General features: G+C 35.2%; 21 protein-coding genes and 1 pseudogene. 6 read left to right on the forward strand and 16 right to left on the reverse strand.

Annotated features, from left to right (window positions below; genetic code table 11):
• Positions 1 to 227: 227 nt before the first annotated feature.
• The 4 genes and pseudogenes from IGJ87_RS08320 to IGJ87_RS08335 all read right to left on the reverse strand — a co-directional run.
• Positions 228 to 428, reverse strand: coding sequence for a cold-shock protein (locus IGJ87_RS08320; RefSeq protein WP_002292860.1), 201 nt, complete (start codon positions 426 to 428; stop codon positions 228 to 230).
• Between the two features lie 133 nt (positions 429 to 561).
• A complete protein-coding gene (locus IGJ87_RS08325; protein WP_002298541.1) occupies positions 562 to 1,170 on the reverse strand; it encodes a superoxide dismutase in 609 nt (202 codons plus the stop codon).
• 84 nt (positions 1,171 to 1,254) lie between these two features.
• A complete protein-coding gene (locus IGJ87_RS08330; RefSeq protein ID WP_002292862.1) occupies positions 1,255 to 1,725 on the reverse strand; it encodes a GtrA family protein in 471 nt (156 codons plus the stop codon).
• Positions 1,726 to 1,772: 47 nt separating this feature from the next.
• A pseudogene (locus IGJ87_RS08335) lies at positions 1,773 to 1,883 on the reverse strand (cation diffusion facilitator family transporter); the annotation flags it as partial.
• Positions 1,884 to 1,939: 56 nt separating this feature from the next.
• Between IGJ87_RS08335 and IGJ87_RS08340 the strand changes: the two are divergent.
• Positions 1,940 to 3,118: an IS256-like element ISEf1 family transposase gene (locus IGJ87_RS08340; RefSeq protein ID WP_000997695.1), complete on the forward strand. Its 1,179-nt coding sequence runs from the start codon at positions 1,940 to 1,942 to the stop codon at positions 3,116 to 3,118.
• A 24-nt stretch (positions 3,119 to 3,142) separates the two neighbouring features.
• Here IGJ87_RS08340 and IGJ87_RS08345 read toward each other — a convergent pair whose 3' ends face one another.
• Complete coding sequence (locus IGJ87_RS08345; protein ID WP_240397767.1) at positions 3,143 to 4,033, reverse strand: cation diffusion facilitator family transporter; 891 nt, start codon at positions 4,031 to 4,033, stop codon at positions 3,143 to 3,145.
• Positions 4,034 to 4,178: 145 nt separating this feature from the next.
• On the opposite strand from IGJ87_RS08345, the gene IGJ87_RS08350 reads away from it, so the two are divergent.
• Positions 4,179 to 4,982: a DUF1189 domain-containing protein gene (locus tag IGJ87_RS08350; protein ID WP_010721727.1), complete on the forward strand. Its 804-nt coding sequence runs from the start codon at positions 4,179 to 4,181 to the stop codon at positions 4,980 to 4,982.
• 177 nt (positions 4,983 to 5,159) lie between these two features.
• Positions 5,160 to 6,107: a phosphoglycerate dehydrogenase gene (locus IGJ87_RS08355; protein WP_002289148.1), complete on the forward strand. Its 948-nt coding sequence runs from the start codon at positions 5,160 to 5,162 to the stop codon at positions 6,105 to 6,107.
• A 67-nt stretch (positions 6,108 to 6,174) separates the two neighbouring features.
• Here IGJ87_RS08355 and IGJ87_RS08360 read toward each other — a convergent pair whose 3' ends face one another.
• From IGJ87_RS08360 to mltG, 7 genes are all read right to left on the reverse strand, one after another.
• Positions 6,175 to 6,468 carry a HesB/YadR/YfhF family protein gene (locus IGJ87_RS08360; RefSeq protein WP_002318627.1) on the reverse strand — a complete coding sequence of 98 codons (294 nt, stop codon included), beginning with the start codon at positions 6,466 to 6,468 and terminating at the stop codon, positions 6,175 to 6,177.
• A 27-nt stretch (positions 6,469 to 6,495) separates the two neighbouring features.
• Positions 6,496 to 7,161 (reverse strand): potassium channel family protein, encoded by a 666-nt coding sequence (locus IGJ87_RS08365; protein WP_002289151.1) that lies wholly within the window; start codon positions 7,159 to 7,161, stop codon positions 6,496 to 6,498.
• 139 nt (positions 7,162 to 7,300) lie between these two features.
• Entirely contained in the window at positions 7,301 to 7,933 is a 633-nt protein-coding gene (locus tag IGJ87_RS08370; RefSeq protein WP_002295404.1) for a response regulator transcription factor, read from the reverse strand.
• 6 nt (positions 7,934 to 7,939) lie between these two features.
• Entirely contained in the window at positions 7,940 to 9,007 is a 1,068-nt protein-coding gene (liaS, locus tag IGJ87_RS08375; RefSeq protein ID WP_002318624.1) for a two-component system sensor histidine kinase LiaS, read from the reverse strand.
• Complete coding sequence (gene liaF / locus IGJ87_RS08380) at positions 9,004 to 9,735, reverse strand: cell wall-active antibiotics response protein LiaF (RefSeq protein ID WP_002295408.1); 732 nt, start codon at positions 9,733 to 9,735, stop codon at positions 9,004 to 9,006. Before liaF ends, liaS begins: the two co-directional genes overlap by 4 nt.
• Positions 9,736 to 9,902: 167 nt before the next feature.
• Complete coding sequence (greA, locus tag IGJ87_RS08385; protein WP_002295409.1) at positions 9,903 to 10,382, reverse strand: transcription elongation factor GreA; 480 nt, start codon at positions 10,380 to 10,382, stop codon at positions 9,903 to 9,905.
• Between the two features lie 135 nt (positions 10,383 to 10,517).
• Positions 10,518 to 11,693, reverse strand: coding sequence for an endolytic transglycosylase MltG (gene mltG / locus IGJ87_RS08390; protein ID WP_002295410.1), 1,176 nt, complete (start codon positions 11,691 to 11,693; stop codon positions 10,518 to 10,520).
• A gap of 164 nt (positions 11,694 to 11,857) precedes the next feature.
• On the opposite strand from mltG, the gene IGJ87_RS08395 reads away from it, so the two are divergent.
• A complete protein-coding gene (locus tag IGJ87_RS08395) occupies positions 11,858 to 13,018 on the forward strand; it encodes a serine hydrolase domain-containing protein (protein ID WP_002295411.1) in 1,161 nt (386 codons plus the stop codon).
• 39 nt (positions 13,019 to 13,057) lie between these two features.
• On the opposite strand, the gene IGJ87_RS08400 is transcribed toward IGJ87_RS08395, so the two are convergent.
• The 3 genes from IGJ87_RS08400 to IGJ87_RS08410 are packed head-to-tail and all read right to left on the reverse strand — an operon-like array spanning position 13,058 to position 15,332.
• A complete protein-coding gene (locus IGJ87_RS08400; RefSeq protein ID WP_010721726.1) occupies positions 13,058 to 14,005 on the reverse strand; it encodes an NAD-dependent epimerase/dehydratase family protein in 948 nt (315 codons plus the stop codon).
• A 39-nt stretch (positions 14,006 to 14,044) separates the two neighbouring features.
• Complete coding sequence (locus IGJ87_RS08405) at positions 14,045 to 14,353, reverse strand: hypothetical protein (RefSeq protein ID WP_002337799.1); 309 nt, start codon at positions 14,351 to 14,353, stop codon at positions 14,045 to 14,047.
• Positions 14,354 to 14,399: 46 nt separating this feature from the next.
• The gene (locus IGJ87_RS08410) at positions 14,400 to 15,332 is read right to left on the reverse strand and encodes a GH25 family lysozyme (RefSeq protein WP_010721724.1); all 933 of its coding nucleotides are present in this window, start codon (positions 15,330 to 15,332) and stop codon (positions 14,400 to 14,402) included.
• Between the two features lie 232 nt (positions 15,333 to 15,564).
• Between IGJ87_RS08410 and IGJ87_RS08415 the strand changes: the two genes are divergently transcribed.
• On the forward strand, positions 15,565 to 16,743 hold the full coding sequence (locus tag IGJ87_RS08415) for an IS256-like element ISEf1 family transposase (RefSeq protein ID WP_000997695.1): 1,179 nt from the start codon (positions 15,565 to 15,567) through the stop codon (positions 16,741 to 16,743).
• Between the two features lie 189 nt (positions 16,744 to 16,932).
• Positions 16,933 to 17,841: an IS982-like element ISEfm1 family transposase gene (locus tag IGJ87_RS08420; RefSeq protein ID WP_010721723.1), complete on the forward strand. Its 909-nt coding sequence runs from the start codon at positions 16,933 to 16,935 to the stop codon at positions 17,839 to 17,841.
• A 260-nt stretch (positions 17,842 to 18,101) separates the two neighbouring features.
• Here the strand turns inward: IGJ87_RS08420 and tagD are convergent, their stop codons facing one another.
• On the reverse strand, positions 18,102 to 18,500 hold the full coding sequence (gene tagD, locus IGJ87_RS08425; RefSeq protein ID WP_002334670.1) for a glycerol-3-phosphate cytidylyltransferase: 399 nt from the start codon (positions 18,498 to 18,500) through the stop codon (positions 18,102 to 18,104).
• Positions 18,501 to 18,513: the final 13 nt, after the last annotated feature.

Raw genomic sequence — 18,513 nt, forward strand, 5'->3', positions numbered from 1 at the left:
AATGAGTATGTATACTAGTGGTTTCACAAATGGTCTTTTATTCAACATCCAAAAAACTGAAATTTCTTTAAAATCCATTACTAACGAAGAAAATGTTCCTTGCTTGATAATTAGTTAGGACATGTCAAGTGAACAAATGCATTTACTTAGCCAAAAAATCTAAAAACTTCATAAATAGACAAAAAGACACGACTCTCTAAGAAGTCGTGTCTTTATTCAACAAATTATTATAATTTAGTCACTTCAGCAGCTTGAGGTCCGCGTGCACCTTCAACAATCGTGAATTCTACTTCTTGACCTTCTTCCAGGCTCTTGAAGCCGTCTCCTTGAATTGCTGAGAAATGAACAAATACGTCATCTCCGCCGTCTACTGTAATAAACCCAAATCCTTTTTCATTGTTGAACCATTTAACCGTTCCGTGTTCCATAAATGTATAGCCTCCAAAAAAGTTCTTGCAAGTAACCTTGCAAGAACATTATACCCAATTTAGAAAACGCTAGCAAGCTTTCGCTCTTTTATTTTCCAAATTATTTTTAAGACTGATATGACGGAGGAAATGGTTATTTTGCTGCTTCGAAACGTTTGTTTACTTCATCCCAATTAATAACATTCCAGAATGCTGCAATATAATCTGGTCGGACATTTTTATATTTCAAATAATAAGCATGTTCCCAAACGTCCAAACCTAGAATTGGTGTCTTTCCTTCCATCAATGGAGAATCTTGATTTGCAGTAGAGGTAATAGCTAATTTTCCATTTTCCATTACAAGCCAAGCCCATCCAGAACCAAATCGTCCAGCGGCTGCTTTTTTGAATTCTTCTTTAAAAGAAGAAAAATCACCAAAAGCTTCATTAATCGCTTCTTTTATTTCTCCTGTAGGTTCGCCACCAGCATTTGGTGCCATGATTTCCCAGAAAAATGAATGGTTAGCATGTCCGCCACCATTGTTACGTACAGCTGTCTTGATATCTGTTGGAATAGCGTCCATATCAGATAATAATTCTTCTATTGTTTTTTCGCCTAATTCTGGGTATTTCTCAATTGCTGCATTTAAATTCGTCACATAAGTATTGTGATGCTTATCATGATGCAGATGCATCGTTTCTTCGTCAATATAAGGTTCCAATGCGTCATATGCATAAGGTAGATCTGGTAATGTGTAAGTCATAAAAAAATTCCTCCTCAATGTTTTCTTAATAATGTCTACATTACAAAGAGTAACAAAGAGAAGGAAATTCTTCAATTGTTATGCCTAGTCGTCTTTTTCACTTTGACCTACTTCTTCTTCAAAAACCTCAGTTTCTTTAAAAATAAACAACTTGCTGAAAATATAGTTCGCTAGGATAACAATAATTTGAGTGATGATTTTCGCCACATACTCATTGCTGTTCATAACATTGATCAACAATACCATTGCCCCCATGTCCAATCCGTAAGAAAGGATACGGTAGAAGAAGAACTTACCGCATTCAATAAGTGCATGTGTAAAATTCGGTGATTTTGAATGGAATACCCAAAGTTTGTTCGTTACAAAAGCAAACAATACAGAACAAAACCACGAAATAGAATTGGATAAGGCCATACTTAAATCAAAATATTGGCGTGCGAGAGCAAAACTAACAAAATTTACAATCGTAGCCAAACCACCAAAAAAGAGATAGACTAGTATCTCCCAATATCCTTTTGCTTCTAAATATCCTTTTAACTGTCGATACTGCTTCATGAGCCAACCTACCTTATTAAAAATTCTTATTTATCATACTCTATATTTCAATAACTTTCATCTTTATTTAAAAAAATTAATTTTTTTTGATCCTTTGCCTTTGTCTCGAGAGTGTAAAATATTTTGTGTAAATGAAAAAATCCATACAAAAAAGGAAGTCGCTTCTGTAGAATAAAGTTAACGACAACCAATTCACAGAAAAGAGGACTTCCCTATGAATGATTTTACTACAGAAATTGTGCAAACTCTAGTCACTAAAGGCGATTTAAATGAATTATTCCGTTCGCACTTAGAAAAAGCGATAAACACACTCCTACGGACTGAATTAACGGCTTTTTTAGATTACGAAAAATATGATCGCACTGGTTTTAATTCAGGTAATTCGAGAAACGGTTCTTACTTTCGATCAATCAAAACCGAATATGGTGAATTAACATTGGAAATACCTAGAGATCGTAATGGTGAGTTTAAACAACAAACTTTACCAGCCTACAAAAGAACAAACGATACATTGGAAACCACTATTATCCATTTATTCGAAAAAGGTGTTACGATGTCTGAAATTGCTGATTTGATCGAAAAAATGTACGGTCATCACTATACTCCACAAACCATGTCCAACATGACTAAAGTTCTGACTGAAGAAGTAAATGCCTTTAAATCCAGAGCCTTAAATGATAAGTATGTCGCTATTTTTATGGACGCTACTTACATTCCACTAAAACGTCAAACTGTATCCAAAGAAGCGATTTATATTGCCATTGGTATACGAGAAGACGGCACTAAAGAAGTACTGAGTTATGCGATTGCTCCAACTGAATCAACATACGTTTGGAATGAGCTGCTACAGGATATTAACTCCAGAGGAGTTCAAGAAGTCTTGCTTTTTATTACGGACGGCTTAAAAGGCATGAAAGATACTATCCATCAAATTTATCCTAAAGCAAAATATCAGCATTGTTGTATCCATGTATCTCGTAATATCGCTCATAAAGTACGTGTCAAAGACCGAAAAGAAATCTGTGATGACTTTAAGGCTGTTTATCAAGCTAACTCAAAAGAAGAAGCGAATACCTTCTTATCCGGCATGATTGAGAAATGGAAGAAAAACTATCCTAAAGTGACGCAGTCACTCATAGAAAACCAAGACTTATTAACTTTTTATGATTTTCCACCTAGCATTCGTAGAACCATTTACTCAACCAATCTAATCGAGTCTTTCAATAAGCAAATTAAAAGATACAGCCGTAGAAAAGAGCAGTTTCAAAATGAAGAATCACTAGAACGCTTTCTAGTCAGCATTTTTGATACATACAATCAAAAATTTCTAAACAGAAGCCATAAAGGTTTTCAACAGGTAACCGATACATTAGTTTCAATGTTTACTGAGTAACTAATTATTTTGCAGGAGGACAATTTATTTACACAAAATTATTGACGCTCCCTTTGTCTCTGCTTGGATCGTCACATGTGTAATACCATATTTTAATTTTAATAAAGAAATTATACGAGGATATATCTTTTCAATCTCGCTTAGTAGCTGATCTTCAAAATCAATATGTCCGTCGAAAATAATTATCTTTTCGCTATACTGCCAAATATGGACATGATGAACATCCTTTACCCCATCGATTGCTTCAATTTCTTGTTCCATTTTTTCATAGTCGATAGCAGGTGCACTTTGTATCAAAATAGCGGCAGCTTTTTTGATCACCATTATCGCTTCTATCAATATATATATCGAAATGATCAGTGTAATAACTGGATCGATCCAGTAGATATCGAAAAAACGGATCAAAATTGCTCCGATAATCACACTTACCGAAGACAGTGTATCACTTAACAAATGCAAATAACTAGATTTTATATTCAAACTTTCATCTGCTTCTTGTCGTAATAATAATACTGAGAACAAATTCGCGAGCAATCCAATAACTGCTACTGTTAGCATCAAATGACTATTTATCTTTTCTGGTGAAGTGAACCGCTTGAATGCTTCAACGGTTAAAAACAAGGATAATATGATCAATATGAATGAGTTGATGAAAGCACTCAATATTTCTAAACGCTGGTAGCCATACGTACGTTTTTTATTTGCTTCTTTTCGGGCCATTTTTTGTGCCCCGTAAGAAAAAATAATTGCCAATGTATCACTAAGGTTATGGAAAGCATCTGAAACAAGAGACAAACTCCCTGACATAATCCCTCCAATAAATTCTGATAAAGTGATCACCGCATTCAAAACCACTACTCCAAATAGTTTTTTTGATGATCTCTGTGGCTGTGTAGGCACTATTCCTTCCTCCATTTTATTTATATTGGATAGTCTTTAGACAAGAATAACATTTTTTTGATATTTCACCAATCATTCAGCTGTTTCCCTAAAGCACTTGTATTTCACTTGATACTTCGCTAGAATTGCAAGTGATGACACTACTAGATGAGGAGTACTTATGACAACAAAACAATTAATTATCAGTTCCTTTATACGATTCAAAGACCTAAAGGAGGCGAGAAATGTCCCATTTTGGAAAGCCATTGTCTATCTTTTAGTTTTGAGTATAATTATGGCTTTGCCAATCTCTTTTCAAGTTTTTCAAGTCTTAAACAACATTCAATTGGATGGGCAAAAGATTGCTACTCGCATTCCTGATTTTACAATCCAAAACGGGCAGCTTCAAACCGAAGAAAAAGAAGGATTCATTTACCAAACAAACTCCATTATCTTCACATTTGATCCAGAGGGAAAACGAACAGAACAGGACATCTCTACTGATTTGATGGGGAATTTTGTTAGTGTCGGGATGTTAAAAAACAAACTTATCATAGCTCTTCCTAATACAGGCACGACTTCTGCTTTGTTGAACAATAACCAATTAGAACTTCCCTACACCAATGAATCTTTAAAAAACTTAACAGGTAAGGAGCTCCGTTCTTTTTTAAGTAAAGCATCTATACCACTTTGGATAAAAGTCCTGACATTTATATTTTCTATTTATCCTAGTTTTCTGAATCTGCTGATCACTTTGCTATTTACCAACATTGCTGCTTTTCTCTATGCACGCTTTCGACTAACAAAAGCTACTTTTCTTGATTGTTTAAAAACATTGATCTATTCAATTTCATTGCCTACTATAATTGCAACAATCTTGATGGTCTTTCTTCCTTCTTTTGACACAAGCGCCTTCATTGCTTTTGCAGGAATCTTTATTTTTGCTCAAGCTGTCAAAGGATGGGCAAAAATATCGATCAATTAAGAAATAAAGACAACTCGTTATTTCTACTTCAATAGACCCTTTTAGAGGTTGTGACATTTTTTTGTCACAGCCCCTTTTTTATTTGAAAAATATTTCTTTCTCAAAAAACAAGCAAGGCGCTTCAAAGTTCTTCTTGTATGCGCTACACTTAGAGTAAAGAAAGGCGGGAAATTAACTATGTCAGAAAGAATCATTTATGCAGATCGTCCATTTCGTGATGAATTTATCGAAGAAATCCATACTATAGCGCCTGGTTATATCTTTAAAACAGAATTACAACCAGAGGATCTACAAAATGTAGAGATCAGTTTGGGCTGGAACTCAGACTACCAAGAAAAACTATTAGCCTCTTCTACCTTGAAATGGGTCCAATCTATCTCAGCTGGTGTTGATCAGCTACCCCTTGAGACTTTTTCAAAGAAACATATTTTACTTTCAAATGGTAGTGGCATCCACAGTGAATCGATTACGGAGCATGTCTTAGGAATCATCCTTGGGTATTCTCGTGGTCTTTTTCAAGCACAAAAAGCACAGAGTGACATGAAATGGTTAGGTTCATCGGTCCATTACCAATCTATCCAAGGAAAAAAAATACTAATCATTGGAACTGGCCATATTGGAAAAATGATTGCAAAAAAATGCAAAGCATTAGACATGAACTGCTATGGAATCAATACATCCGGTCATCCAGCAGAAGGAATGGAAAAGACTTTTTCTTTAAATCAACTAAAGGAAGTTCTTCCTGAAGTAGATTTCGTAGTCAATATCTTACCTCTAACGGAGGAAACAACTGGGCTCTTTGATCAGCATATGTTTGAACACTTTGATCCAAAATCTGTATTCATCAATGTTGGCCGTGGTGCTTCTGTTAAGACACAAGATCTGGTGCAGGCTTTAAATAACCAGCAACTTTCCTTTGCAGCATTAGACGTTTTTGAGGAAGAGCCTCTTCCACAAGATCATCCTCTTTGGAAAATGGACAATGTACTGATTACTTCCCACATTGCAGGTTTGACACCTGATTTTCAAAAGAAATTAATGGCTATTTTTTTAACCAATCTGAAAAGCTACTTTGCCACCCATGAGCTTCAAACCAATCAAGTAAAATTGTCTGCAGGATATTAATAGCTGAAAACAATATTTTCAAAAGAAAAAAGAGAAGGTGACAAAACTTGTGTCACCCTCTCTTTTTTTATTGTTTTTTAAAGTGATAGGTTGGCTCCTCCAGGTTGGGATCATAATCAACAAGTAAATCATATCCTTTAAAGAACCATTCATCTGCTTCCTCGATAAAAAAAAGTGTCCCATCCATTTCCACTTTCTTTACAGGATGTTCTGGCTGTTCAACTGACATTCCAATCGAAAAACCATCATGAACCTCTGTTTTGCCGTAGACTTTTCCAAAAAAACGTATTCCGTAAGTTTCTGGCAGATCAATTTCTGAGTCAAACCACTTTTGTGCTTTTGGCGTTACCGTTAATTCCATCCCAACAACCTACTTTCTCTTTTCTTTCTATTGATTCATCTTATCGTCTAGAATATCCACATCGCCTGTCTCTCCAATCACCAGTAGATTATCATTTTCGCGAACATATTCATCTGCTGCAGGAGAAGCGATAACCGTTTGATCTACTCTTCGTATGGCGACTACTGTTAAGTCAAAACGTTGCCTGAAATTTAATTCAGCTAATGTTTTGTTGAAAAATTTAGGATTGGAGACTCGGATTTCTGCTAAAGAATATTTATCTGACAGCTCTAAGTAGTCTAGAATATTCTTTGATACTAAGTTATGTGCAATCCGTATCCCCATGTCTCGCTCAGGGTGTACGACACGATCTGCTCCGATCTTCTCTAGTACACGGGCATGGTACTCATTTTGGGCTTTTGCTAAAATATTCGGTACGCCCATTTCCTTTACCATCAGAGTAACTAAGATACTGGCTTGGATATCTTCTCCAATAGCGACAATTACATGATCGAAATTTCTTATACCTAATGAACGAAGTGTCATCTCATCCTGTGCATTTGCCACAACAGCATGAGTGGCTATATTCATATATTCATTGACTCGATCTTCATTACTGTCAATAGCCAGTACTTCTTGTCCAGCTTCGATCAGTGTACGGCAGATGCTTCCGCCAAATCGTCCAAGGCCTACAATTGCAAAATTTTGTTTCACCATTTTCCTCCTTTAGTATCTTCTTTTCTCAGTATAACAAAGCCTTTCCAAAAACAAAAGCAAGCATCATTATTGTAAAAAAGCCAAGAAAAATAATAGTTATTTTCTCAGCTTTTGATTATCCTCTTTATCATCGTTTTTATTTCACCAAACCATGTTTAAACGCATAGATAGCTGCTTGAGTTCGGTCTTCTACCTCTAACTTAGCTAATATATTCGACACATGCGTTTTAACTGTTTTCAGTGTGATAAACAATTCATCCGCGATTTCCTGATTACTTTTCCCTTCAGAAATCAGCATCAAAATTTCATTTTCTCGATTCGTTAATTCTTCATGCAATACTGGATCATTTCGCCGACTCATTTTTTCCATCATTTTTGTTGTCACTTCAGGTTCCAATACTCGCTCGCCGCGTTGCGTAGCCCTTATAGCATCAGCTATTTCATGTGCGGTAGACGTCTTCAACAAATATCCTGCTGCTCCTGCTTCAATTGCAGGATAAACTTTTTCATCATCAATAAAACTTGTGACGATAATGATTTTGGCTTTTGGCCAATCTTTTAAGATTGCTTTTGTTGATTCGATGCCATCCATTTCTTCCATGACTAGATCCATTAAAATGACATCTGGTCGAAGTGCCATCGCCTTTTCATAGCCTTGACGTCCATTTTCAGCTTCTCCAATCACTTCAATGTCTTCTTGGATAGATAAATAAGAAGAGACGCCTAAGCGTACCATTTCATGGTCATCTACTAATAAAACTTTTATCATCTTTATCTATGCCTCCTTCATCAAAGGGACCTTGATCTCCACGCTCGTACCTTGCCCTTTAAAACTAATGATTTTTACTGTTCCACCAATACCAGCTACTCGTTCTTTGATATTGTTCAATCCATAACTTCCCGTTTTGGTTTCATTCATATTAAATCCTGTCCCGTCGTCAATGATACGTAATAAAAGATTGTTATCTATTTTATGCAAATAGACTTCTAATTCATTAGCCTTAGCATGTCTTAATGTGTTTGATAACAATTCTTGAACGATTCGGAACAAGTGATCCTCAATGGAACTAGTTAATTTTACATCTTCTACATCCCATTTTAGCGAAATCTGGATTTTATTCTGCAATTCCTTCAATAACTGCTCAATGCCTTGTTTTAAACTTTTTTCTTCTAAATTGACTGGACGCAGATGAAGAAGCAGCGCACGCATCTCAGACTGGGAAGCGTTGATGATCTCTGCCACCATTTTCAACTGCTTACGGAACATTTCTGGTGTCTCACTTTTTTCTGCTTGCTCCGTCAATGCCGACATCATCATCATCGCTGCAAATAATTGCTGTGAAACTGAATCATGAAGCTCACGAGCTAATCGATGCCTTTCTAATTCTAAAATCTCTTCTTTGGTTTGTCCATCTACATATTGAGGACGGCTAGTCATAATCTGTAATTCACTGGATACTTCGATCATTTTTTCTTTTATTTTAGTAATTTCCATATCAATATCTTTGATGTACAGATCATCCGACGCGCTTGGGATCGGCTGATGCAAAAGTTTGGATTCATAATTGCCAGAAGAAAGTGCACGAAGCTTTTCTTCGATTTTCCCGTATTTTGCCTTTTGAATAAGTGATAACAATAGAAATACGATCAATCCTACACCTAATGAAATTGCCATCAAATGGAAGATAAGCGGAACGTATAATAAACGCGCACGCAGCAATTCTCCCCACCAATGACTTTGGTTACTGGCATAAAAATAAGTGAAAAGTGAAAATAGAATAATAAGGAAAGCCGCAATCCCCGAATAAACAGCTAGCATTGCTTTGGATATTCTTCCCATCATATTCGTATCACCTCGACATCTCCAACCAAGGTATTGGTAATGATCTTCAATCTGCGAGGATTTTCATCATAATCACTGCTGCAGATTTTGATCTGTTCGTTTTTTAAGGAAAACTGCTCTTCTTCAAACAAGACATTTCCTACTAATGTCGCATGCTCTAAACGAATAGCCACTCCCAGGGGTACTAAGATCCGTGTTCTGCCTATCCCTTTTCTTACAATCACAATATTATCATCTTTTGGCAAAAGTGTATTGCCCAAATCGATGATAGTATCACCAGAAATGATGGCAATGTTGATATCATCCCATTCATAGACGTCGTTTCCAATACGTTGGTTACCAAATAATTGCTGTCTTTTACGCTCATTATTATGTGTTTTTAATTGCTCTGTTTGGACCATCATGATCTGTTTTTTTCGCCAAAAAGCATTTTTTGTCAAATCTATTCCTGAAATCTCTACACCTTTCAGCCCGATAAATAAAACGGCCAATACAACCATCATCCATAAAGCAGGACTGTTGACTAAGCTAAAAAAAATGACCAAGCTCCCTAAGATCAATTGAAAATTTTGAAATTTAGTACGAGGATATTTGCGCATAGCTAGATATATATTGAAAATACCGAATATTACTAAAAGCAAAAGTCCAGTATTGTTTACGATTTGCCAAACAGCAAATAACAGCAGCAGTGCTTCGACTACCACAAAAAAACGCCAAGAACTATTCATCGCTTTTTCTCCCTCCTGACACATTCTCATTTCATCATACCTATTTTTTTGACTGTTGGCTATAGGACTTTAGATGTAAGATCGTTCAGTGAAACCTGCAATACTCAAAGAGAAAAGATCTAGAGTGCGTCATCAGTAAGATGAACTCTCTAGATCTTTCAGTCAGACTACGCTTGTTCTACTTTGACGATTTTAACTAACATATCGCCACCTGGTGTAGCAATGGTTACTTCATCATTTTTACGTTTGCCAATCAATGCTTGCGCGATAGGAGAATCATTGGAAATCTTTCCAGAAAACGGGTCTGCTTCAGCACTTCCGACAATCGTGTACTCTTCTTCATCTCCATCAGGCAACTCGATGAACGTAACTGTTTTACCGATCGATACCTCATCTGCATCTACGCCGTCATTATCGATGATTTGTGCAAAACGGATCATATTTTCAATTGTTGTGATTCTTCCTTCAACAAATGCTTGTTCATCTTTAGCTGATTCGTATTCGGAGTTTTCGGAAAGATCTCCGAAACCGCGAGCGATTTTGATTCGTTCAATGATTTCTCCGCGTTTAACTGTTTTTAGTTCTTCTAATTCTTTTTCTAATTTTTCTTTACCTTCTAGAGTCATTGGATAAACTTTCTCTACCATGTGTAACGTCTCCTTTTTTCGATAAAATACCGCAAAAGGTAATCTTTTGAGGAATATAGTCCAAAAAAGATTACCACGCTTTTCTTAAAATGTAAATGTTTTTCTAAAAATGATCAATGACTAGCCCCTGTTTTTCTAAGAATTATTTACATATTTTTGCACTAGTTCCATATGTTCTTCATACGTTTTAGCGAAATAAACATTTCCAGTGCTCGTATCTGCTACGAAATAATAATAGTCATTTTCTGCTGGTTCTAATACTGCCTTGATTGCCTCTTCGCTTGGATTGTCAAAAGGACCAGGCCCATAGCCGGTATTGGTATACAAATTGTATGGTGAATCTACAGCTGTATCTTCATACGTCACCAATTCTTTATGTTCTCCTAATGCATATAAAACAGAGATATCTGACTGAAGTGGCATATTTGCCTTGATTCGGTTAAAGAAGACTTGTGCAATATTTTTACGATCATTTTCTTTTACGCCTTCTTTTTCAACTAGAGAAGCCAAAGTTAAAACTTCTTGTACAGTCAAATTTTTCTGTTTGATAGCTGAATAATAGTTTTGCATGACCGTATTTGTCTTGTTCACCATCTCAATCACAAGATCCTTAAGCGAAGTACTCGTGTAGTAATCATAAGTAGCTGGGAATAAGTAGCCTTCCAAACGGTATTTTGTGTTCTCAGCTTTAGAGGCACTTTCCAACAATTCTGGGAATTTTTGATACAACTCGTTAAAGAAAGTCTCATCATTTACTAAATCTAAAAATTCTTTCTTGTCTTTACCAGTTACCTTCGCTACCCGCTCAGCAATCTGATCGATGTCGTAGCCTTCTGGAATGGCAATTTTCCCATCTGCAACTTTTGTTGGCTCAGATGTGCCGCCTTCTTGCAACTGCTTGCCAATCTCATCAAGAGTCATATTAGGCGCTAACTGATAATAACCAGCTTGAAAGCCAGTTAAATTTTTAAATTTTGTATAATAATTGAAAACAATCCCACTTTTAATAATATTGTCTTTCTCCAAAATTTCGCCAATCTGCTTATTAGAAGAGCCGCTTGGGATTTCCACTTGGACTAATTGGTCGTCCGATTTATCTAAAGGCTTCAACCCGCTATCTACATAACGATATACGGTAAACCCGAGAAATCCGCCAATAATCAATAATGTAAGAGCGATCACTAAAATGATCTTCCTCACGATCTTATCTTCTTTTTTACGCAGATTTCTCCGCTTGTCGATTATATCTGCTGTAGCTGCCTTACTGGCTTCTTTTTTGTCTTTGCTTGGGTGTTGTTTGTTTCCTGACAAAACAACTCCTCCTTACTATCATCTTCGTAACTCTGTTTATTATACATGAAATTTCTACTGCCGTGAATTATTTTACCAAATATTATGTCAAAATTGTAAGTGGCAAATGCTCTTTTTGAGGATTACAATGAAAAATAGTTAAAAATGGATAGAAAGGAATTAACATGGCAAAAGGAAAACATCAAAAAAAACAGCAGATCTCTCTTTCTTTTCTCGCAGTTTTGTTGCTGGCTGTCAGCTTCTTTTCAACAGGCATCATTACAGGATGGCAATTAACAAAACAACCTCAACCACAAATTTATAAAACGGAACCCGCACAACTTGCTTCCAATTTAACATCTAATGAGCAGATGCTTGCCAGCAAAATTGATCAATTACTGCAAAAATCAGATTATATCGGTTCGATTTATGTACGCAAAAATAATCGAGTGATATTAGAAAAAGGATATGGGTACGCAAATCTACGCATAAAAGAATCGAATTCTCCTTCTCTTTACTATCAAATCGGTTCGATCCAAAAAGCGATGACTGCTTTACTTATCCTAAAACAAATTCAATCTGGCAAGATAACTTTTGACACAAAGCTATCTGAATTTTATCCTCAGATTCCTGGAAGTCAGCAAATCTCAATCAAAAATATGCTTTACATGCGCTCTGGTCTTCATCGAACCGCTTCTCCAAAAAAACCTATGTCAGATAGTGAGATCATTCAGTTTGCCCTTCATCATTTGAAATTTACTGATTATGATACGTATCATTATGAACCATTAAATTATACATTGCTTACAGGGGTATTGATCAAACTAACGAATCAGCCTTATGAAACTCTTTTAAAAAAAGAAATCATTCGGCCACTCCATCTAGAACATACAGATTTTTATGAAAATGTAAAAAATTCCCCTCAGCATGCTGTATCTTACCAAATGTCTGCAACTGACGATTATTCAAAAGCATTGGTCGAGCCTGAAACAGACATCCGAAATGAATTAGGCACAGGAAATATAAGTATGTCTGTTTATGACTTGAACAAATTCTTTACCAGTGTTCTGTCTGGCGATATTATACCAAAAGAACTACTTTTCTCATTGTGGCAAAATAATGGTGATAAACATCCTTACAGCGGCGGTGTTTACAGTGGAAATGATTATATCCTTGCTCAGGGAAATATCAATCGATTCCATGCAGTAGCGGCGATGAAAAAAGACACAAAAGATGCAATCGTCATGGAAAGTAATATCCAATCTGATAAAAACATCAAATTGCCGGCCACTGATTTAAGAAATCAGATTTACGAACTGATGGAAGGTGTTAATTTAAAAAGCTAAGTCGAAACAAAAAAACCAGCAGGATGCTGGTTTTTTGTTTTAATCGATTTCTGTCTTTAAATAACGTTCCATTCCGTTCAATATATCAAATTTGGGTTGATAACCTAAAGAACGGATCTTTGAAATATCCGCTAAAGAATCACGAATATCCCCTGAACGCTCCGCTTCATATTTAAGCGCTAGCTCTGTTCCTAAGATTTGATCAATTGAATGAATCAATTCAAGTAGCGTAGTGCTTTTTCCTGTACCGACATTGAATTGCTGTCCTAAAGCTTTTTCTTCCTTAGCAACAAGTAAAAGTGCTTGTATAACATCTTCTATATAAACGAAGTCTCTAGATTGGCTACCATCACCAAATAAAGTAAATTCTGTTTTTTCTCCTGCCAATTGTTTTTTGTATCGGTCCACTAGAATCGAAATAACTCCGCTATATGGAGAGTTAGGATTTTGATTTGGACCATAAACGTTAAAAAATCGGACAGCACTAGTCGGAACATCATATAAATGACAGTAATCCAAAACATATTGTTCTGCTGCAAACTTATCGATGGCATATGGTGTTAAAGGACGGATGACCGATTCTTCTTTTTTTGGCAACGTTGGTTCATCGCCATAAACTGCAGCTGATGAACTAAATACCAATCGTTTTAAATCAGATTGATATTTTCGTACCAATTCAAGCAATAAAAGCGCACTGTCAAAATTTACACGATGAGTTTCTAGAGGACGTTCTACAGAATCTGCCACACTAGCTACAGCAGCTAAATGAAAAATATAGGCAAACTGATACTGTTTCATGATTCTTTCCATCAATTGAGGATCTGATACATCCCCCTCAATGAAAGTCACTTGTTTCTCCATATCCAAGTTTTCTTTTTTTCCCATTGATAAATCGTCGACTACTACGATTTTGTTTTCTTTTCCCAAATAATTCGCTAGCGTTGAACCGATAAAACCAGCTCCGCCAGTAATCAATATAGTATCCATCAAATTCACTCCAGTTAAAATTTCGTTATATTATAAAAATCAATTTTTTATAAGGTTTATAGCTTCTGCGTTCAAATATCCTTTCCATATCCCATTGAAATCATACAAAGATAAGTAGGTCGAACCGTTAATATGATTATACTTCACTCTTGATTCAAACGTTTGATTGTATAAATTATCTGTACTATTACGCTTACTCCAATTAAAGTTTGACCATAAATTGTATCCTTTTTTTGTAATGGTCACATACCGATTATCGGTTAGAGGGATACCTTGTGGTAGTCCACTGATTTTATTTTCATAGTCAACAGATACATCGAAAACCCCTGGGACATCTGGAAAAGACATTTGAGACGTCCATTGCCAAGCACTATATTGTTGATATTTTTTTTCATCAGTGACAGTATAAGGGTAAGCAGCTACCCATATTTTTTTCACCCAAAACTTGAGGATTAATCAATCCATTATTAATCCAGTTTAACCCTATATAGTGTTGTATATTAGAATAACCAAGCAATTTAAGCTGATTTTCGAAAGCTTGAGCATTTTTAGTATGATTTGGATTAGCTGAAATACTATTTTCTTCTAGATCATTTATCATGACATCTGCTTTTGTTAACCCAACATCGCTAGCATTTTTAGCAAAATAATTTGCTTCAGCTTTAGCCTCATTTTCGTTTTCATACCAACTATAATGATAGCCACCTACTCTCATTCCCGCAGCCCTGGCATTAGAAACTTGGGTGTGAGCATATGGATTGATGTAAGTTGTATACTCAGTCACTTTAACTATAACAGCCTTTATCCCGTAAGATTTAATTTTTTTAAATTGTTCCACAGTTATTGGTCCGTTATGTGAAGACACATCAATAAAATCTGTTCCCGGATTCTTATCCGAAGGTGTTATTAGTGAATCAATGGCGACATTGCTTCTATTTCTTTTAGAACTATAATTTAAATCAGATCTATTGGATGGATACTCATTTATTGTGTCGTATTGGATTACATTTGTTTTTTCAGTATCAGAATTTGCTTCCTCAGTGTCAGAGTTTGCTTCAGAAGTTTTAGAAGTAGATTCTGACGAATAAATATATCTTGACGAACTACTGGAGCTATCAGTTTCTTCTCTACTAATAATAGATTGAGAAGATTCAGATATTGCTTCTTCATTTTTCCCATCACTGCTTTCGTAGCTATACATGCCTACATCACTGCTAATTTCAGTCTGATTATAAGTTTGGGTATCTGCTATGGAATAATTTGTTGAAGTAAATAATGAGGCTACCAATATGACAATATTAATAAAGATAGCTATTGTACTTTTCATAAGTATCTCCTTAATTCTATTTCTACACACTTAGTAAACTAGTGTTATTGTAATTATAGCATATAATAAAAGGGACTAAATAATGATTTTTATAATTATAAAAAAAAGAGATACTAGTTATTAATGAGAGTATAAAATATTTTGTGTAAATGAAAAAATCCATACAAAAAAGGAAGTCCCTTCTGTAGAATAAAGTTAACGACAACCAATTCACAGAAAAGAGGACTTCCCTATGAATGATTTTACTACAGAAATTGTGCAAACTCTAGTCACTAAAGGCGATTTAAATGAATTATTCCGTTCGCACTTAGAAAAAGCGATAAACACACTCCTACGGACTGAATTAACGGCTTTTTTAGATTACGAAAAATATGATCGCACTGGTTTTAATTCAGGTAATTCGAGAAACGGTTCTTACTTTCGATCAATCAAAACCGAATATGGTGAATTAACATTGGAAATACCTAGAGATCGTAATGGTGAGTTTAAACAACAAACTTTACCAGCCTACAAAAGAACAAACGATACATTGGAAACCACTATTATCCATTTATTCGAAAAAGGTGTTACGATGTCTGAAATTGCTGATTTGATCGAAAAAATGTACGGTCATCACTATACTCCACAAACCATGTCCAACATGACTAAAGTTCTGACTGAAGAAGTAAATGCCTTTAAATCCAGAGCCTTAAATGATAAGTATGTCGCTATTTTTATGGACGCTACTTACATTCCACTAAAACGTCAAACTGTATCCAAAGAAGCGATTTATATTGCCATTGGTATACGAGAAGACGGCACTAAAGAAGTACTGAGTTATGCGATTGCTCCAACTGAATCAACATACGTTTGGAATGAGCTGCTACAGGATATTAACTCCAGAGGAGTTCAAGAAGTCTTGCTTTTTATTACGGACGGCTTAAAAGGCATGAAAGATACTATCCATCAAATTTATCCTAAAGCAAAATATCAGCATTGTTGTATCCATGTATCTCGTAATATCGCTCATAAAGTACGTGTCAAAGACCGAAAAGAAATCTGTGATGACTTTAAGGCTGTTTATCAAGCTAACTCAAAAGAAGAAGCGAATACCTTCTTATCCGGCATGATTGAGAAATGGAAGAAAAACTATCCTAAAGTGACGCAGTCACTCATAGAAAACCAAGACTTATTAACTTTTTATGATTTTCCACCTAGCATTCGTAGAACCATTTACTCAACCAATCTAATCGAGTCTTTCAATAAGCAAATTAAAAGATACAGCCGTAGAAAAGAGCAGTTTCAAAATGAAGAATCACTAGAACGCTTTCTAGTCAGCATTTTTGATACATACAATCAAAAATTTCTAAACAGAAGCCATAAAGGTTTTCAACAGGTAACCGATACATTAGTTTCAATGTTTACTGAGTAACTAATTATTTTGCAGGAGGACAATTTATTTACACAAAATTATTGACGCTCCCTTATTAATATACAAATATATTAACTAACCCGTGGTGCTAGTTAATTTTTTCCTAGAGGAAAATGTCTAAACATGTTGGTAAATCAACAAAAAAACGCATATAGTAGTCTCAAAACTCCCAAGAAATGAGGACTACATATGCGTTCATCAAAATATACTGAACATTATACAGATACTTTTATAACATTCAAGGAAATTATGAGAACTGTTTCTAACATATACCACAATTGTGTACCAGATAAGATTAAAAACCGAAGAAATACTGATCAACTGAAGCAACGCGATACAGTGATTATTACTTGTGTTATATGGGGCATAATTAATGGCTATACTAGCCAAAGAGCCACGTATAGAGCGGTTTGTTCCGTCTTATTTCCTAATGGTGACTTTCCTAGTAGGAGTCGATTCACTCGCTTAAGTTCAAACTTAGCTTACACTATCAAGATTATTCGATACTTTTTCATCAAGAAGCTCACCAAAGGTGAACTAGTCGGAATTATAGATAGTTTTCCTAGTCCATTATGTAAACCAGTTAGAAATAGACAAGCAAAACTATTGAATCAAATAGCCAAAGTTGGCTATAACTCAACAAAAAAATCTTATTTTTATGGTCTTAAAATTCATATGATCGTTACTAAGACTGGCTTTCCGATTACTTACTCAATCACGAATCCAGGTGTCCATGACGTGAAAGTGTTAGAGACTTTATCGGAAGAAGCGAATCTTCCCAATATCCTAGGGGACAAAGGATATATTAGCCATAAAATCCATGAAAAGCTTGCCCTTAAGGGCATTACAATATCCGTTCCGCCACGTAAAAACATGGATAAATCAGAAAAACTAGACCACAGCTTACTTGGAAAACAAAGAAAAACAGTTGAGACTGTTTTTTCTTCCTTAGAAAAATTAGGTTGTCAAAATTTCAACTCACGTTCTGTTAAAGGGCTAGAGAGTAGATTTGAAAGCATATTACTGGCTTACAGTGTTCTATTAAGTCGAGCACAACGACGTTTTGAAGGAACTTTGAGATATTCTTTAGGATATTAAAATTAACTAGCACCACGGGTATTAACTATACCTTAAGATGCCTCTGGAGAATATAAGCAAAAGATCTCCCAAATACTTTATTTAGAGACTTTGAAAATTCAATCTATAATAATTGTCTCGTGCCTATTATAAGAAAAAAGATGAGGAGGTAAAATCATTTGTCAGCGATTATACCTTCTCATCTTATTATATTTTCAATGTTTCTAAATACTATTAGAATCTTAAAATTATTTTGATAAACTCAATTTTGCAACTAGAGATTATTTATAATATAAATCTTTTTTGATTTGAGAAGTAGAGATTTCAGGTGTTCGTGGAAGGTATATTACCTCAGCATTAGTTTCTTTTTCAATAAAGTCAAATTTTCCAGCCCAATCATCACCCATTACAAATCTATTTACTTTAAACTCTTTAATATCATTAATTTTTTGCTCCCAACTATTTTCAGGAATAACCAAATCTACATACCTTATTGCCTCTAATAGCTGCTTTCTTTTTTCGTAGTCAAAGTAGCATCGCTTTTGTTTTTCATTCCAATTAAATTCATCAGTTGACAATGCAACTATAAGATAATCACCTTGTTCTTTCGCTCGCCTCAGCAAATTTATATGTCCATAATGCAATAAGTCAAAAGTACCGTACGTTATAACTTTCTTCATATTAATTCCACCT

Origin of the sequence: Enterococcus sp. DIV1411a, assembly GCF_050531945.1 — a bacterium.
Lineage (GTDB): Bacteria > Bacillota > Bacilli > Lactobacillales > Enterococcaceae > Enterococcus_B > Enterococcus_B faecium.